The sequence below is a fragment of the Nocardioides sp. Kera G14 genome (assembly GCF_020715565.1).
Classification (GTDB): Bacteria; Actinomycetota; Actinomycetes; order Propionibacteriales; family Nocardioidaceae; genus Nocardioides.
The window spans coordinates 2,516,613-2,533,512 of sequence record NZ_CP085839.1 but is presented as its reverse complement, the minus strand read 5'-3'; the positions used below and the strand labels follow the sequence as shown (position 1 = coordinate 2,533,512).

The 16,900-nt window shown below is 70.7% G+C and carries 16 protein-coding genes; 7 read left to right on the top strand and 9 right to left on the bottom strand.

Annotated elements, in window-relative coordinates:
- Positions 1-3 precede the first annotated feature (3 nt).
- Entirely contained in the window at positions 4-849 is an 846-nt protein-coding gene (locus tag LH076_RS12440) for an MOSC domain-containing protein (protein WP_227781048.1), read from the bottom strand.
- Between the two features lie 23 nt (positions 850-872).
- On the bottom strand, positions 873-3,098 hold the full coding sequence (locus LH076_RS12435) for a methyl-accepting chemotaxis protein (protein WP_227781047.1): 2,226 nt from the start codon (positions 3,096-3,098) through the stop codon (positions 873-875).
- Positions 3,099-3,195: 97 nt separating this feature from the next.
- Here LH076_RS12435 and LH076_RS12430 point away from each other — a divergent pair, with 97 nt between their 5' ends.
- From LH076_RS12430 to LH076_RS12410, 5 genes are all read left to right on the top strand, one after another.
- Positions 3,196-3,609, top strand: a complete 414-nt coding sequence (locus LH076_RS12430) for a DUF1801 domain-containing protein (protein ID WP_227781046.1) — start codon at positions 3,196-3,198, stop codon at positions 3,607-3,609.
- A 75-nt stretch (positions 3,610-3,684) separates the two neighbouring features.
- A complete protein-coding gene (locus LH076_RS12425) occupies positions 3,685-4,356 on the top strand; it encodes a sugar transferase (protein WP_227781045.1) in 672 nt (223 codons plus the stop codon).
- Between the two features lie 36 nt (positions 4,357-4,392).
- Complete coding sequence (locus LH076_RS12420) at positions 4,393-4,833, top strand: SRPBCC family protein (RefSeq protein WP_227781044.1); 441 nt, start codon at positions 4,393-4,395, stop codon at positions 4,831-4,833.
- 10 nt (positions 4,834-4,843) lie between these two features.
- A complete protein-coding gene (gene rnhA, locus LH076_RS12415) occupies positions 4,844-5,353 on the top strand; it encodes a ribonuclease HI (protein WP_227781043.1) in 510 nt (169 codons plus the stop codon).
- A 62-nt stretch (positions 5,354-5,415) separates the two neighbouring features.
- On the top strand, positions 5,416-7,077 hold the full coding sequence (locus tag LH076_RS12410) for an FAD-binding dehydrogenase (protein ID WP_227781042.1): 1,662 nt from the start codon (positions 5,416-5,418) through the stop codon (positions 7,075-7,077).
- Here LH076_RS12410 and LH076_RS12405 read toward each other — a convergent pair.
- A complete protein-coding gene (locus LH076_RS12405) occupies positions 7,074-7,403 on the bottom strand; it encodes a DMT family transporter (protein ID WP_227781041.1) in 330 nt (109 codons plus the stop codon). The genes LH076_RS12410 and LH076_RS12405 overlap by 4 nt on opposite strands.
- Positions 7,404-7,469: 66 nt before the next feature.
- Between LH076_RS12405 and LH076_RS12400 the strand changes: the two genes are divergently transcribed.
- Both LH076_RS12400 and LH076_RS12395 read left to right on the top strand, forming a co-directional pair.
- Entirely contained in the window at positions 7,470-8,021 is a 552-nt protein-coding gene (locus LH076_RS12400; protein ID WP_227781040.1) for a TetR/AcrR family transcriptional regulator, read from the top strand.
- A 38-nt stretch (positions 8,022-8,059) separates the two neighbouring features.
- Positions 8,060-8,752 carry a DUF1275 family protein gene (locus LH076_RS12395; RefSeq protein ID WP_227781038.1) on the top strand — a complete coding sequence of 231 codons (693 nt, stop codon included), beginning with the start codon at positions 8,060-8,062 and terminating at the stop codon, positions 8,750-8,752.
- A gap of 68 nt (positions 8,753-8,820) precedes the next feature.
- On the opposite strand, the gene LH076_RS12390 is transcribed toward LH076_RS12395, so the two are convergent.
- From LH076_RS12390 to allB, 6 genes are read right to left on the bottom strand one after another with little or no spacing between them, the layout of a single operon-like run.
- Positions 8,821-11,463: a molybdopterin-dependent oxidoreductase gene (locus LH076_RS12390; RefSeq protein WP_227781037.1), complete on the bottom strand. Its 2,643-nt coding sequence runs from the start codon at positions 11,461-11,463 to the stop codon at positions 8,821-8,823.
- Complete coding sequence (locus LH076_RS12385; RefSeq protein WP_227781036.1) at positions 11,460-12,257, bottom strand: FAD binding domain-containing protein; 798 nt, start codon at positions 12,255-12,257, stop codon at positions 11,460-11,462. The genes LH076_RS12390 and LH076_RS12385 overlap by 4 nt, the downstream gene beginning before the upstream one ends.
- A gap of 8 nt (positions 12,258-12,265) precedes the next feature.
- Positions 12,266-13,081 (bottom strand): MurR/RpiR family transcriptional regulator, encoded by an 816-nt coding sequence (locus LH076_RS12380; RefSeq protein WP_227781035.1) that lies wholly within the window; start codon positions 13,079-13,081, stop codon positions 12,266-12,268.
- Entirely contained in the window at positions 13,078-14,313 is a 1,236-nt protein-coding gene (locus tag LH076_RS12375; protein WP_227781034.1) for an allantoate amidohydrolase, read from the bottom strand. The genes LH076_RS12380 and LH076_RS12375 overlap by 4 nt, the downstream gene beginning before the upstream one ends.
- On the bottom strand, positions 14,310-15,548 hold the full coding sequence (locus LH076_RS12370) for a pyridoxal-phosphate-dependent aminotransferase family protein (RefSeq protein ID WP_227781033.1): 1,239 nt from the start codon (positions 15,546-15,548) through the stop codon (positions 14,310-14,312). Before LH076_RS12370 ends, LH076_RS12375 begins: the two co-directional genes overlap by 4 nt.
- A complete protein-coding gene (gene allB, locus LH076_RS12365; protein ID WP_227781032.1) occupies positions 15,545-16,900 on the bottom strand; it encodes an allantoinase AllB in 1,356 nt (451 codons plus the stop codon). The genes LH076_RS12370 and allB overlap by 4 nt, the downstream gene beginning before the upstream one ends.

Sequence of the window (16,900 nt, the reverse complement as noted above, 5' to 3'; positions counted from 1 at the left end):
GGCTCAGCGGGGCGGGCCGTCGGAGTTCTCGGTCTCGAGGATCTCGACCTCGTCGCCCACGCGGATGGTGGCGCCGGGGTTGTCGGGGATGAGGTTCATCCCGAACCACGTGGCTCCGTCGAAGCGGCGGTGGCGCGCCAGCGTCGTGATCGGCTCCTTGCCGCGCGCGGCGGTGTCGGGGTCGGTGGTGGTCATCACGCAGCGGTCACAACCCTTCGGTGAGCGGAAGAGTGCGTCACCGATCCGCACCTTCCGCCACGAGTCCTCGCTGAACGCCGGCGCGCCGGACACGACGACGTTGGGCCGGAAGCGGGTCATCGTCATCGGCCCCTCCTCAGACCGCGGCCCGTCGGCGATCCAGGCGTTGAGCTGCTCCAGTGACTCCAGGGTCGTCACGAGGATCGGGTAGGCGTCGTTGAACGCCGCCGAGTCGTCGGGCCGGGCGAAGCGTGGGTTGAGGGACCGGCGGGTCGGGTCGTCGGCATAGGCCAGGCGCACCGGCGTGCCGACGTACGCCGACAGCCACTCCTCCGCCGCCGGGCCACCGTCGGAGGCGAGGAACGGCTCTCGACCGTGCACGCTGACGAGCATGTCGGCCTCGGCCGGCACCGGCACGAAGAGCGAGTCGACGCCCGGGCCGTGCAGCCAGAGCCCGCCGTCGGCGAGCGACGGAGTCAGCAGCAGGAGCGCAGGATGCTCCCGCGCCGTGACGCACTCGCCCGCGGTGTCGACGATCATCCAGCGCCGGTCGCCGGTCAGCCCCCACGGCTCGACCACTGCGGAGGAGGCAGGGACGCCGCGCATCGACTTCACCGGGTAGGTGTGGAGCTCGGTGAGCCGGATCGTCATGCGGAGCAGAGTAGTGGCGCCGATCAGTAGGTGTACTGACCGAGCAGGGCGTCGAGCTCGGTCGCCATGCCGGCGAGGGAACCGGCAGCGATCGTGGTGTCCGCTGCGCCCTGGCGCGTGGCCCCGGCGGCCGAGGCGACCTGGGTGACGTCCTTCGCGATGCCTGTGGCGCCGGTGGCGACCTCGGTGACGGAGCGGGCGATCTCGTTGGTCGTCGCGGTCTGCTCCTCGACGGCCGCGGCGATGGTGCCCTGGATCTGGCTGATCTGGTCGATCACTGAGCTGATCTGCGCGATCGCCTCGACCGCGGAGCCGGTGTCGCCCTGGATCGTCGTGATCAAGGCGGCGATCTCGACAGTCGCCCTCGAGGTCTGCTCGGCGAGCTCCTTGACCTCGTTGGCCACGACGGCGAAGCCCTTGCCGGCGTCGCCCGCCCGTGCGGCCTCGATGGTGGCGTTGAGGGCGAGCAGGTTGGTCTGCTGCGCGATCGCGGTGATCACCTTGATGACCGCACCGATCTCGGCGCTCGAGTCACCCAGGGCCGTGACCGTCCGGCGGGCGGTGTCGGCGACCTGCACCGCGTTAGAGGCCACGGAGGTGGCGTTGGTGGCGTTGCGGGCGATCTCGCGGATCGACGCCGTCATCTCCTCCGTCGCCGAGGCGACGGTCGCGATGTTGGCACTGACCTGCTCGGCCGCCGCGGACACGTTGCCGGCGAGGTCGGCGCTGCTGCCCGCCGTACCTGCCATGCCGTTGGCGACGACGTTGAGCTGCTCGGAGGAGGAGGCGACGGCGTTGGCCGTCTGCCCGATCATCGCGAGGCTCGACCGCAACGTCGACGCCAGGCCACGCAGCGCGTCGGCGATCTGGCCGACCTCGTCGTCCGACCGCAGGTCGAGCGTCGCGGTGAAGTCACCGTCGCTGAGCTGCGCGGCGTAGGCGAGGAGCACCTCGACACGACGCTTCAGGTCGGCTGCCTCCTCGGCGGCCTGGCGCTGGCGCTCGGCCTCCGCGGCCAGGGCGGCACGCTCACGCTCCGCCTCCGCCTCCGCGGCGGCGCGCTCGCGGTCCCGCTCGGCCTCGACCCGAGCACGCTCCTCCTCGGCACGGGCTTCGGCGGCCTCACGCTCGAGTCGCTCGCGCTCGGCCTGCGCCTCACGGGCGGCGGCCTCAGCGGCGCGCTCGGCCTCGGCGAGGGTCTCGGCGGCCGCACGCTCACGGCGCTCCTCGGCCGCCTGGCGCTCACGCTCCGCCTCCTCCGCAGCACGCGCAGCCTCGAGACGCTCCATCTCGAGCTGGGCCTCGCGCTCGGCAGTGGCCTTCTCCTGCTCGAGGCGCGCCACGCGGGCGGCCTCGGCGTCGCGGGCCGCGCGCTCGCCGGCGATGAGCTCGTCGACGACGACGTCCACCGCCGAGGCGATCTGGCCGATCTCGTCGCGGTTGTCGTGCTCGACGCGGGCCGACTCGTCGCGCGCACCGCCCGAGATGGCGCGCAGGGCGTCGACGACCTTGCCGAGCGGACGGGTGATCGAGCGGATGATCATGAAGGCGATGGCGATGAAGAGCAGCGAGCCGAGGACGGCGACCGCGGCAAGAGTGGTGCGCAGCGAGCTGAGGTCGCTGCGGATCCCCGCCGAGCGGGTGGCGCTGTTCTTGGCGGCGAGCTTCGTCAGTCCGGTGTAGCCCTGGTCGACCGCGTCGTAGGGGTCGTAGCCGTCCACGATCGCCTTGGCGGCCGCGTCCTGGACCTTGCCCTGCTTGAAGAGCTCGATGGCGGGCAGTTCGATGGTGTCGCGGTAACCGGCGACCTTCGTCTTGAGCTGGGTCAGCGCCGTCCGAGCCGCCGGCGCGCTGGTCAGCGCGATCGCCTTGTCGAGCTCGTCGAGCGCCGTCTTGTTGTAGTCGGTGCACAGGTCGATCAGGTCCTGCATCAGGCCCGGCTGGTCGTGGGAGAGCGCCTTGGCGCTGGCGATCGACTGCACGACGTCGTCACTGCTGATCCAGGCGGCGTACGAGGCGTTGGTGGCGGCGATGGACTTCGCGGAGACCGCGTTCGTGTCGTTCGCGTCGATTGCCGGCCCCACCCGCAGGACCCCGATCGTCGTCATCGCGATGAAGACCACGACGGCGATCGCCGCCATCGCCCAGAGCTTCTGGCGGATGCTCACCCGTCGCCACAGCGGAAGGGTCGGCTGGGCCAGGGAGGCCTCGGTGGCGGGGGAGGGCGAACCGGGTGTCGGAGCAAGCACGGGATACCCAATCCGCACGCAGGGGCCCTGACCTGAGGGGTCGGTAAAGAACCGGGACCGCGGTCCCAAGGCGTCCCGGTCTCGCTAACCTGTGGCCATGCCCGCTCCCAAGGTCGCCAGTGTCGAGGAGTTCTTCGAGCGCCTCGAGCCGCACCAGCTCCCGCACCTCACCCAGCTGCGCGAGCTCAGCCTCGCCGGCTGCGAGGGCACCGAGCTCCACGAGGCACTGAAGTACAACTTCCCGGCGTACGCCGGCGCGACGATGGCCTGGACCCTGCAGTCCTTCAAGAACCACTGTGCGATCCGTTTCCCCGTGCTCTTCTTCGCGCAGTGGAAGGAGAAGGCGGCGGCCACCGGACTCGAGGCGATCGAGGGCTCGCTGAAGTTCCGCTGGGACCAGGAGATCCCTGAGGCGCTCGTCGCGGAGATGATCGCTGCCCGCGTCGCGGACTATCAGGCCGGCAACACGGCCTGGTCCGTTCCGGGCCAGTACGACGGCAAGAAGAAATGACCCTTGTGAGCTGAGTAACATCGAACGCCCTGCGTCGTTGGGTCGGTGAGGACCGACCGGACACCAGGAGAAACGGTGCTACGAAGCGCTCGCGATGACCGCCGCCGCGGCTTCGCCCACATCGTGGGGCCAGCCGCCCGCGCGCGCTGGGCCATCAAGCGGACGATGGACGTCGTCGCCGCCACAGCTGCCCTCGTCGTACTCGCTCCGCTGCTCGTCGTCCTGGCGATCGCCGTCCGGGTCGACAGCCCGGGGCCGATCCTCTTCCGGCAGCATCGGGTGGGTCGTCACGGCAGGCTCTTCTGGTGCCTCAAGTTCCGGACGATGGTCACCGGGGCCGAGGCGCTCCTGCCCGTCGTCGCGGCGCCCGGCGAGGACGACGGCAACGGGGTCCTCTTCAAGCTCAAGGACGACCCGCGGGTGACGCGCGTCGGCCGGGTGCTCCGGCGCTGGTCGCTGGACGAGCTCCCGCAGCTGTTCAACGTGCTCCGCGGTGACATGAGCCTCGTCGGCCCCCGTCCTGCGCTGCCCAGCGAGGTGGCGCTCTACTGCCGCGACATGGTCGGCCGCCACCAGGTGCGCCCCGGCCTCACCGGCCCGTGGCAGGTCTCGGGTCGCAGCGAGCTCGACTACGACCAGAGCAAGCTCCTCGACCTCGGGTACGTGACGGCATGGACTCTCCGACGGGACTTCCTGCTCCTTGCCCGGACCGTCGCGGCCGTCATCTCGGGCCGCGGTGCTTATTGAGCCGACCGCTCACCGCCCCTCTGTGATCCTGTGCAGGTGAGGCGCGCCTTCATCCTGACCCGGAGCTGTGCCGTCCCCGCCCCCGTCGACGAGGTCGCGGCGGTCCTCACCGACCTGGAGCACTATCCCGAGTGGTGGCCGCAGGTCGTCGCGGTCGCGAAGATCGACGACGACAACGCCCGCGTCCTCTGCCGCTCCTCGTTGCCCTACCTGCTCGACCTCGTGCTGACCGCGGTCTCGCGTGTCCCTCCGGTGGTGGAGGTGGCGCTGGCGGGCGACCTGGCCGGTTTCGCGCGCTTCTCACTCGCCTCGACGCCTGACGGGACGCGGCTCGACTTCCACCAGGAGGTCTCCGTCTCCGGGCTGCTCGCGCTGGCGGCGTACGTCGGGAGGCCGGTGCTGCTGTGGAACCACGAGCGGATGATGGCCGGGTGTGAGGCCGGCCTCCGGGCTCGTCTCGCCGAGCGGGTGTCCTAGGCTGCGAGCCATGTCGGATCGGGTGGAGAAGTCGGACCAGGTCGTCGTCGTCCACACCGACGGCGGCTGCACGCCGAACCCCGGGCCGGGTGGCTGGGGCGCGGTGCTCCGTTACGGCGAGCACGTGCGTGAGATGTTCGGTGGCTCACCGGAGCCCACCACCAACAACCGGATGGAGCTGACCGCGCCGATCATGGCGCTCGAGGCGCTCACCCGGCCCTCGCGGGTGCAGATCCACACCGACTCGCAGTACGTGCGCGGCGGGATCACGTCGTGGATGAAGAACTGGAAGAAGAACGGTTGGAAGACCTCGGCCAAGCAGCCGGTCAAGAACGCCGACCTCTGGGAGCGACTCGATGCGGCGTGCGCCCGGCACGAGGTCGAGTGGTTCTGGGTGAAGGGTCACGCGGGGGTCCCCGACAACGAGCTCGCCGACCAGCTCGCCACGCGCGGCATGAGAGAGGCGATGGAGCGAGGTCAAGCCCGCGACGAAGTCGTGGGGCTTGCGCCGAGCGACTGAGCCATGAGGCGCGAAGCGCCGATCGGCGATGGGCCTGCCCGCCGCTGGCTAGAGTCCCACCCATGAGTGACGTTGCGGACATCGTCGTCGTGGGTCATGGCCTTGCCGGCCTCGTCGCAGCGGCCGAGGCCGCTGACGCCGGGCGCTCGGTCGTGCTCGTCGACCAGGAGCCCGAGCAGTCCCTGGGCGGGCAGGCATTCTGGTCGCTGGGCGGCCTCTTCTTCGTCGACTCTCCCGAGCAGCGGCGGATGGGCATCAAGGACTCCGTCGAGCTCGCGATGCAGGACTGGATGGGCTCGGCGCAGTTCGACCGCGACGACGACCTCTGGCCGCGCCGCTGGGCCGAGGCCTACGTCAACTGGGCCGCGGGTGAGAAGCGCGCGTGGCTGCGCGAGATGGGCCACCGTGTCTTCCCGATCGTCGGCTGGGCCGAGCGGGGCGACGGTCGTGCGGACGGCCACGGCAACTCGGTGCCGCGCTTCCACCTGACGTGGGGCACCGGCCCCGGCGTGGTCGATCCGTTCGAGCGACGCGTGCGGCTGCACGTCGAGTCCGGGCGGATCCGCTTCGCCCACAGGCACCGCGTGGACGAGATCATCGTCGAGGGCGGAGTTTCTGTCGGCGTACGGGGGAAGCTGCTGGAGGCCTCTGGCATCAAGCGGGGCGAAGGGTCCTCCCGCGTCGAGATCGGTGACTTCGAGCTGCGCGGCTCCGCCGTCATCGTGACCAGCGGTGGCATCGGGGGCAACCATGATCTCGTACGTCGTGCCTGGCCCTCCCGGCTCGGGGAGCCGCCGAAGACCATGGTCGCCGGCGTGCCCGCACACGTCGACGGCCGGATGCTCACGATCACCAGCGAGACCGGTGCGCGGATCATCAACGAGGACCGGATGTGGCACTACGTCGAGGGCATCCGGAACTGGGACCCGATCTGGGCCAACCACGGCATCCGGATCCTGCCGGGACCGTCGTCGCTCTGGCTCTCGGCCACGGGTGAGCGGCTGCCGGCGCCGAACTTCCCGGGCTTCGACACCCTGGGGACGCTCAAGCATCTGCGGTCGACGGGTTATGACTACTCGTGGTTCGTGCTGACGAAGTCGATCATCAACAAGGAGTTCGCGCTGTCGGGTTCCGAGCAGAACCCGGACATGACCGGCAAGTCGATCCGCGGCGTCATCGACCGCGCGCGCAAGGGGCCGGGGCCGGTGCACGCGTTCATGGAGCACGGCGAGGACTTCGTCGTCGCCTCGTCGTTGTCCGAGCTGGTGGCGGGGATGAACCGGCTGGCCTCGGTCGAGCCGGTCGGGCCGTCGATCGACGAGGCTGCGCTGCGCACGATCATCGAGCGGCGCGACCGGGAGATCGCGAACCCCTTCACCAAGGACGCCCAGCTGACTGCCGTCTACTCCGCGCGCCACTACCGCGGCGACAAGATCTCGCGTGTGGCCAAGCCGCACCGCCTGCTCGACCCCGAGCACGGGCCGCTGATCGCCGTGAAGCTGCACATCCTGTCGCGCAAGTCGCTCGGTGGTCTCGAGACGGATCTCTCGGGCCGCTGCCTGACGTCCGCCGGCGTGCCGCTGCCCGGGCTCTACGCGGCCGGTGAGGTCAGCGGCTTCGGCGGCGGCGGGATGATGGGCTACAACGCGCTCGAGGGCACCTTCCTGGGCGGCTGCCTCTTCTCCGGCCGCGCCGCCGGCAGGGCCGCAGCTGCAGATATCTAGGCGTGGGTCGTGCCGGACAGGTTCAGGCCGATGACTCCCGCGATGATCACGCCGAGCCAGAAGGCCTTGGTCCACGTCATCGTGTCGCCGAGGAAGACCGTCGCGAGGATCGCGGTGGCGGCGGTGCCGACGCCGGACCAGATGGCGTACGTCGTCGACACCTGGATCTCACGGAGCGCGAGCGTCAGCAGCCAGAAGGAGACGCCGTAGCCGACCAGGACCGTGGCGGTCCACGGGAGGTCGTGGAACTCGCGGGTCTTGGGCAGGGACAGGGTCGAGGCGATCTCGAACGCGATCGCACCGAACAGCGCCAGGAACGCGGCCATGGAAACTCCAAGAATCAACAAATGTAGCGACTGCTACGGACTGTAGCACTCGCTACACTTCTGGTCATGTCGCGGCGAGACGAGCTCTTGGACCAGGTCACCGACCATGTCCTCGCCCACGGACTGATCGGCCTGACCCTCCGTCCCCTCGCCGCCGCGATCGGCACGAGCGACCGCATGCTCATCTACCACTTCGGCAGCCGCGACCAGCTCGTGACCGACGTGGTCACGCGCTCGTGCGAGCGGGCCCGGGCGATGATCGACGGGCTGCCGGTCGCTGACGGTGTGGGTGCCGCGGTCAACCGGCTGTGGCTGGCCTACCAACGCGAGCCGCTCTTCGGCTGTCTGCACGTCTACGTCCAGGCAGCGGCCACCGGCCTGATCGGCGAGGAGCCCTACCGCGCCGCCGTGCGCGCCAGCAACGAGATCTGGGTGGAGACCCTGCGTGCCTACCTCGTCCGCAGCGGGGCACAGGAGGACCGTGCGCCGCGGATCGTCAGGATGGTCGACTCGGCCCTCTACGGCTTCCTACTCGACCTGACCACCGACCGTCCCGAGGAGCTTGCCCAAGGTGTCCAGGACCTCGCGACGGCGGCCGAGACGCTCGCGGCCTCCTGATCGTCCGGGCGACCGGCCCAGCCCCTACCATTCGCGATGTGACTGACCGCCTGCGCGCCGTACCCGCTCCGACGATGCACCTGTGGCTGATGCTGGTGCTGACCTTCACCACCGGGATCAACGACGCGGTCGGCTACCTCGGCCTGGACAAGGTCTTCACCGGCAACATGACCGGCAACGTCGTGGTGCTCGGCATGGCCGTCGTGGGCGGCAGCGGCCTGCCGGTGCTCGGTCCCTCTCTGGCACTGCTCGGCTTCCTGCTCGGCGCCGCGATCGGCGGCCGCTCCCTGCGACGCGTCACGGGCGCCTGGACGGCCGTGACCACGGTGCTCTTCGCGGCGGTCGCGGCGGTGATGGTCGCGCTCGCGGTCGTGCTCTTCGTCGCCGGCGACGACCCGGAGCACGGGATCATGGTCACCGTCACGACGATCGGCGCTGTCGCCATGGGCATCCAGGCGGCGGCGGCGCGACACATCGCGATCAAGGACGTCACCACCGTCGTGGTCACGTCGACACTCACGGGGCTGGCTGCCGACTCGGTCTTCGGCTCCGGCAAGGGGGGCGGCTCCGGTCGGCGTTTCGCCGCCGTCCTGCTCATCCTGCTCGGCGCCGCGGCGGGTGCCGCGCTGCTCAAGGTCCACCTGGGCTGGGGGCTCCTGCTGGCGGGCGTGCTGATCGCCGCCGCGACCGGGGTGGGCGAGTGGCACCGCCGTGCCGCGGTCACGGCCTGATCACGTCAAGGTCACGGAACAATAACGGCCGCTCTCGCTGATGCGAGGCGGCCGACGTAGTGCCCTGATCACACACCATCGGACGCGCTCTGCGCAAGCCGCCACACCCGGTCACGAGTCATCGGAAGCTCATGCGGGCGGACGCCAAGCGCATCCCGGATCGCGTTGGCGAGTGCCGGGGCAACGGGGTTGTACGGCGCCTCGCTCATCGACTTCGCGCCGCGGGGTCCCTTGGAGTCGGACGTGTCGGCGAAGAGGACCCGCAACGGCGGGATGTGGCCCATCTGTGGCAGCCGGTAGTTGCGGAACGTCCGCGTGATCACCTCGCCGTCCCGGACGACCACCTCCTCCTGGAGTGCGCTTCCGATCGCCTGCGCGACACCGCCCTCGACCTGGCCGCGGAGCTGCTCGGGGTTGATCACGCGGCCGGCGTCGACGGTCTGCAGGTTGTCGAGGATCTCGACCTCGCCGGTGCTCGGGTCGACGGCCACGCGGACGGCATGGACGTTGAAGGCGAGCGACCGGTTCGAGCCGTCATGCGTGGCGGTGGCGGTGATCGACTCGGTGAGGGCACGCAGGCCGCCGAGCGCGTCGAGCCGCGCGCGTAGCTCGTGGGCCGCCTTCTGCACCGCGAGCCCTGCGACCACGGAGCCTGCCGACCCGAAGGCGCCGGTGTCGTAGCCGCTGGTGCCGGTGTCGCCGGTGACGAGACGCACGGCTGAGGGAGATATGCCGAGCTCCTCGGCCGCGAGCTGGGTGTGGACGGTCGCGGTGCCGTTCCCGAACTCCGCCGTGCCGACAACGACGTCGGCCGTGCCGTCCGGATGGAGCGTCACGCGAGCGGTCGAATGGTGGCCTCGTGGCGGCAGGGTGGCGATCATCGCGACGGCCATGCCCTCGCCTATCCTCCAGCCGGGCCTGGGCTTCTGGCTCGCGTCGGCGCTCGTCGAGGCGAGCCCCTGCTCGGCCAGATCGAGGCACTGGTCGAGCCCGTAGCTGCCGAAGGAGAGGTCGGTGTCCGGCTGCTCGATCACGACCAGGTCGTCACCGGGCCGGACCACGTTCCGCCTCCGGATCTCGTACGCCGACAGGCCGACCTTGCGAGCAAGCTCGTCCATCGCCGACTCGAGGCCGAACATCACCTGGCCCAGCCCGTAGCCGCGGAAGGCTCCACTCGGCGGGTTGTGCGTGTAGACGGCCTCCGCGTTCAGCCGCTTGTTGTCGCAGCGGTAGACGGCGATGGACTCGTGACAGCCGTGGAACAGGACGCCGATGGCGTGGTTGCCGTAGGCACCGGTGTCGGAGAGGACGTCGATCCGCATCGCGGTGAGGCGCCCGTCCTCGTCCGCGCCGAGCTCGACGGAGACCCGCATCGGGTGCCGGACCGGGATGGCGGCGAACTGCTCCTCGCGCGTCATCTCGAGCTGCACCGGCCGGCCGGTCCTCAGGGCAGCGACGGCCACGATGTCCTCGACGAGCTTCTCCTGCTTGCCACCGAAGCCGCCACCGACCCGCGGGGCGATCACCCGGACGGACTCGACGGGTCGGTCGAGGATGTGGGCGAGCTCCGCACGGACCAGGAAGGGCACCTGGGTGCTCGTCCGGACCGTGAGGGTCCCGTCGTCCTCGACCCACGCGCGGGCTCCGTGGGTCTCCAGGCTGGCGTGCGTGACGCGTGCGGTCTGCCAGGTGCCGCTGACCCGGTGGACCGCCTCCTCGAAGCCCTTGGTCACGTCGCCGTGGTCGCCATGCGCCTGGGCGACGACGTTGCGGCCCGGCTCGCTGATCCGTGCCTCCACGGCGTCCTTGTCGCCGTGGACGAGCGGCGCACCGGGCTGCCGCGCGAGCTCGGGGTCGAAGACGGCCGGGAGGACGTCGTACTCCACCTCGACGAGGGCGACGGCGCGCTCCGCGATCGCGACGGACTCGGCGATGACCACCGCGACCCGCTGGCCGCGGAAGCGCACGACGGTGTCGAGGAAGCGGGTGTCGTCGGGGTCGTCGAGCCGGCTGTCGTGACGGCCGGTCGAGTAGGCGTAGGGCAGGTCGTCGTCCGGTGTCAGGACCAGTACGACGCCGGGCAGAGCTTCCGCCGCAGAGGTGTCGATCGAGACGATCCGGGCATGCGCGTGCGGGCTGCGGACCAGCTTCGCGTGCAGCACGCCCTCGTCGGGGAGGTCCAGCGCGTAGGGCTCACGACCGGTGACGATCCTCGGCCCCGCCGGCGCGGCGACGGACGTGCCGAAACCGCCGGCCTCGACGTTGCAGGTGCCTGCGAGGGAGTCCTTGATCGACCGGTAACCGGTGCACCGGCAGAGGTTCCCCTTGAACAACCGGGCCTCATCGCCGAATGGGCCCTCGCCCGCCCCTGAAAGGGCGGTTCGTTCCGCGAGGGCGGTGGCGGTGACGACGTAGCCGGCGGTGCAGAAGCCGCACTGGAAGCCGGCGCCCTCGACGAAGCAGCGCTGCACGTCCGACAGGTCCTCCGGGCTGCCGAGGCCGGACGCCGTGGTCACGTCGGAGTCGAGTGCGCGCATCGCCGGGGTGATGCAGGAGTGCACGGCGTCGCCGTCGAGGAGCACCGTGCAGGCGCCGCAGTCGCCGGCATCGCAGCCCTTCTTGGGGGCGAAGTCGCCCTGTTCCCGGATGAAGGTGCGTAGGCACTGGCCGGGGGCGGGAGTCGCCTGGACGTCGTGACCGTTGAGCCTCATGAGTCCAATTCCGTCAGGGCGTCCAGCGCCAGGCGCAGCGTCTGGGCCGCCCGCCAGTCCTGCGCCCCGTGGACGTCGTCATGCCACGTCTCGATGGTGCCGATCGCGGCCGTCACCTCGGCGGGCGTGGGGGAGTGGGTGAGCTCGAGCACGACCGGGGCGGGGGTGGCTGCGGTGACGACCAGACGGTCGCCGGTCGGCGTACGGCGTGCGATGACGACGGCGGCGGAGCGGCCGTGCTCGGTGAGCGAGATCCGGCGGAACGCATAGCGGTCGCCGAGCGCGTCGGGCCCCGCTTCGATCGCTCGCACGATCTCGCCGGGCTTCAGCGACGTGTCGCCGACGCCGCGCACGAAGTCGACGACTCGCTCGCGGCGCTCACCGCCGTCGGGCGTCCAGATCACCATCTCGCCGTCGAGGGCGGCAAGGAACGAGATCATCGCCCCTGCCGGAAGGGCGAGGCAGAGGTTGCCGCCGACGGTGGCGGCCTGCTGGACCTTCCACGACATCAGGAGCGCATCGGCGCACGACCGCACCACGGCGCCGATCGACGCGGGCCAGTGCGCGGACTGCAGGGTCTGGATGGTGCAGGTCGCCGCGATCGAGACGCCGCCGTCGATCAGGGGTGAGAGCGATGCCCAGGCGAGTTCGGTCAGGTCGACGAGGCCGGTCACCGAGGGCTGCGGCTCGGAGAAGAGCCACGTGCCACCGGCCACCACGCTCTCGCCGGGCGCCAGCACGAGCTCCTCGCGGGAGCGCGGTCGGCGCCAGGTCTCCACCCATGCCAGATCCATGACGGTTGCTACTCGACCTCGCCGATCTCCTGGTACGCCCCGGCGATCCGGGAGACCCGGTCGTGGGCGGCGGAGCCGAGCGTGGAGAGGACGCCGTCGGCGATGACGCTGGTGAGCGTCGACGGGGCGGAGTAGGAGTCGAAGGCCAGCGTCGTCTCGACCTGGCACTCGAGCCACAGGTCGACGAGCGGGACATGTGGCAGCGCGGTGGGGTCGGCGATGAGGATGATCTTGGCGCCCGTCGAGGCGGCCCGCTCCAGCAGCGCGCCGAAGGTGCGCGGCCGGCGTCGGAAGCCGTAGAGGACGAGGACGTCGCCGGGCCGCAGCGAGGCGATCTCCTCGCCGACCGCCTGCCCGGGGAAGGGCCCGAGGGTGACGTGGTTGCGCGCCTGCACCAGCTGATGGCGCATCTGCAGCGCGACCGAGAAGCTTCCGCGCCAGCCGAGGATCAGCACGCGCTCGGCCTTGGCCAGCCACTCGATGGCCTCGCCGATCCGGGGCTGCGAGACGGCGGCGGCGACGTGTGCCGCCTCGTTGGCCGCGATCGCCTCCATGTCGGGGGTGCCGTCGACACGCTGCGGCAGGCCGGCGGACCTCAGCGTGCGGAGGTGGTCCCGGACCTCGTCGAAGCCCGCGAACCCCAGCGAGCGGAAGAGTCGCGACATGGTCGCCTTGGAGACGCCGGCCAGGTCGGCGAGCTCCGCGGCCCGGTACGTCGCCAGGTCGTCCAGATGCGCGAGGAGCGTGTCCGCCGCCCTCCGCTCCTGGGGAGACAGCTCGGACCGATGCCGGGCGATCCGCTCGTCGAGACGCATATCCGTCATTGCGATCGCCCGGGCCAGGTGACCGCCACGCGCCGCACGGCCTCTTCGAACGCGTCGAGCCCACGCTCGACGTCGACCTCGCGCACGGACTCGCCGGGGTGGTGACTGATGCCGTCGAAGCAGCGCAGGAAGAGCATGCCGATGTCGGCGATCTCCGCGATCGCCATCGCGTCGTGACCGGCGCGGCTCCAGATCCCCATCGGTTCCTGGTCTCCGGTCCTCCTGATGCCGTCGATCACGGCCTGCTGCAGCCAGGGAGCACACGGTGCCGAGGCGGCGGAGTGGTTCTCCTGCGACTCGAAGCGCAGCCAGCGCTTCTCGCAGAGCTCGTCGATCGTCTCGACGATCACGTCGAGCATGCCGTCGCGTTCGTCGTCCGTCGCGGCCCGCAGATCGAGGCTGAAGTCGGCCCGCCCAGGGATGACGTTGACCGCCCCCGGTCGCACCTCGATCCGGCCGACCGTCGCGATGCAGTCGCTCGCCTTCGCGAGTCGCTCGATGGCGATGATCGCCTCGCTGGCCCCGACGAGGGCATCCCTGCGCCGTGGGTACGGCGTCCCGCCCGCGTGACGCGCCTCGCCGATCACGCTCAGCTTGAAGCGGCGGGCGCCGGCGATCGTCGTGACATAGCCGAGCGACCGGTCCGCGGCCTCGAGCTCGGGGCCCTGCTCGATGTGCGCCTCGAGGTAGGCGACGACACTCTCCGGGTCCCTCGCTGCGTCACCGACGTGACGCGGGTCGAGGCCGAAGTCGAGGAAGGCCTGGTGCAGCGTGACGCCGTTGCGGTCGCGAAGCTCCCACCAGTCGGGGTCCCACTGCCCGGCGACGGACTGGGAGCCCAGCAGGGCCTTGCCGAACCGGGTGCCCTCCTCGTCGGAGAAGCCCACGACCTCGAGGGCGAAGGGCAGCTCCGTGCCCTTGAGACGTTCGGCGACGGCGATGGCCATGACGACGCCGAGCATCCCGTCGAAGGAGCCGGCGTCGGGCACCGTGTCGAGGTGGCTGCCGAGGATGAGGGCGGGGGCGTCGGGCGTCGGTCCTTCGCGGCGTCCCCACTGGTTGCCGGCGGCATCGACCCACGTCGTGAGCCCTGCCTGCTCCATCCAGATCGCCGCCTGCTTGTTGGCTGCGGCGTGCTCGGGCGTGAGGTAGCTGCGCTCGAGGAAGGTCGAGTGCGCGGAGAAGCGGTCGAGCTCACTGCAGCGGAGCAGGACCTCTGCTGCTGTGGTCACCGGTAGACCTCCTGCGCAGCGCCCACGCCGCCGCCGGCGGTGACACCGACGCCTTCGGCGCGGAGCACCTGCTCGAGGGCGGCGAGCGTGGTCAGCACGGCGTCCTTGCGGGCGTTGTAGCCCATCGTGCCGATCCGCCAGACCTTCCCGTGCAGCGGTCCGAAGGAGGTGCCGATCTCGATGCCGAAGTCGTCGAGCAGCGCTGTCCGGACGCGGTCGCCTCCGACGGCGCCCAGACTCTCGGGAATGTGGACCGCGACGACGTTCGTCATCTTGTTGCTGAGGTCCCCGAAGAGCGAGAGCCCCAGTCCCACCAGGCCTTCCAGCATCGCGGTGCCGTGCAGGCGGTGCCGCGCGACTGCGTTGTCGATGCCCTCGTCGACGAGCAGCTGGGCAGCGGCGCGGGAGGCGTAGAGCATCGACGTCGCCTCGGTGTGGTGGTTGAGGCGGCGCGGGCCCCAGTAGTCCATGATCTGCGCGAGGTCGAGGTAGTTGCTGGCGATCCGCGTTCCGGGGCCCTCGTCGGTCTCCGCACTGCCAGAGGGGTCGAGAAGCCCCGCCTCGACATGCTTGCGCGCGCTGATCACCTCGACCGCGCGCGGACCGATCGTGATCGGCGCACTTCCCGACGGTCCGCCGAGGCACTTCTGCAGTCCGGCGGTCACGACGTCGACGCCCCAGGAGTCGGTGAGGAAGTCGTTGCCGCCGATGCTGGCCGTCGCGTCGACGTACGTCAGGACGCCGTGCTCGGTGGCGATCCGTGCGATGTCGGCAAGCGGCTGGCACATCGTCGTGGACGTGTCGCCCTGCACGATCGCGAGCAGCTTCGGCCGGATGCGCTCGATCGCCGTCTCGACGGCCTCGGGGGTGAAGACCTCGCCCCACGGCACCTCGATCGTGTGGACCTCCGCCCCGCAACGGGACGCGATCTCGACCAGGAGATGCCCGAAGCGGCCGAAGACCGGCACGAGGACGCGGTCCCCGGGCGTGATGAGCGAGACCAGTGCGGCCTCGATGCCCGCACGCGACGTGCCGTCGACCAGGAACGTCTGCTCGTTCTCCGTCACGAAGACCTGGCGGTAGAGCGCCATCGTCTCGTTCATCGTGCTGGTCATGAAGGGGTCGAACTGCCCGACGAGCTGGGCGCTCATCGCCTGCAGCACGCGCGGGTCGACCGTGATCGGGCCGGGGCCCATCAGCAGGCGGGGTGGGACAGTGAGTGACACGTGCGTCATCCCTTCGCTCCGGGCCGGGTGAGCTGCCGGCCCCAGTTCCAGTCCGGGTGCTCGACGTCGATCGCGTTGCCCCGCACGATCGAGCGGGTCACCCGCCCGCCGAAGCGGAGCCCGTCGTACGCCGAGATCGGGTTCTTGTGCGCGAGGCGGGTCGCCTCGATCCGGAACTCCACCCCGGTGTCATAGATCGCGAGATCCGCGTCCGCGCCCACCGAGATCCGGCCTTTCGCCGTGAGCCCGACGAAGTCGGCGGTGTTGCGGCTCATCCACCGGCTCACCTGGGCGAGCGGGATGTTGCGCCGGCGGGCCTCGAACGCGACGGCGCTGAAGCCCACCTGCAGGCCGGAGACTCCGCCCCAGGCCTGCTGCAGGTCGCCGCCGCCCTTGGTCTTCTCCTCCTCGGTGGCTGGGGAGTGGTCGGAGACGATGGTGTCGATGATCCCGTCGCGCAGCGCCTGCCAGAGCGCCTCGCGGGTGCCGCTGTCGCGGATCGGCGGGCAGCACTTGAACTGCGCGCTGGCGTCGGGGATCGTCTCGGCCGCGAAGGTCAGGTAGTGCGGGCACGTCTCGACGGTGAGCCGCAGGCCCTCGTCCTTGGCCGCCTGGATCATGTCGAGGGCGCGGGCCGAGGCCAGGTGGAGGATGTGCAGCTGCGCACCGCTCTCACGGGCCGCGTCGATCACCGTGCGGATCGCCGCGAGCTCCGCGTCATCGGGGCGTGAGGCCAGGAAGTCGGCGTACGCACGTGACGGTGGAGCAGGCGAGGCGTCCAGCACGGACGGATCCTCGGCGTGCACGATCATCCGGCCACCGAACCGCGCAATCTCCTTGCTGGCTTGGTGAAACTCCTCCGTCGACAGCGGCGGGAACTCGTCCACGCCGCTGGGGGAGAGGAAGCACTTGAAGCCGAAGACGCCGGCGTCCCAGAGCGGTTCGAGGTCGGCGAGGTTGCCCGGGATCGCGCCACCCCAGAAGCCGACGTCGACCATCAGCTCGGTGGCGGCGGCCTTCTGCTTGATCCGCAGGTGGTCGACGGTGGTCGTCGGCGGGATCGAGTTCAGCGGCATGTCGATCAGCGTGGTGGCGCCCCCGAGGGCCGCCGCCTCTGTCGCGGAGAGGAAGCCCTCCCAGTGGGTGCGGCCGGGCTCGTTGATGTGCACGTGGGTGTCGACGATCCCCGGCAGGACGTACGCCGTGTCCGGCACGTGCAGCACGAGGCCCTCGTGTGGCGAGCTCTCGCCGGCTCCGACGGGCTCGATGGAGGCGATACGGCCCTGACGGAGGCGCAGCGTTGCGGGCACGAAGGCGCCGTCGACCAGCACCCGCTGGGCGGACACGGCATCGATCCTCAT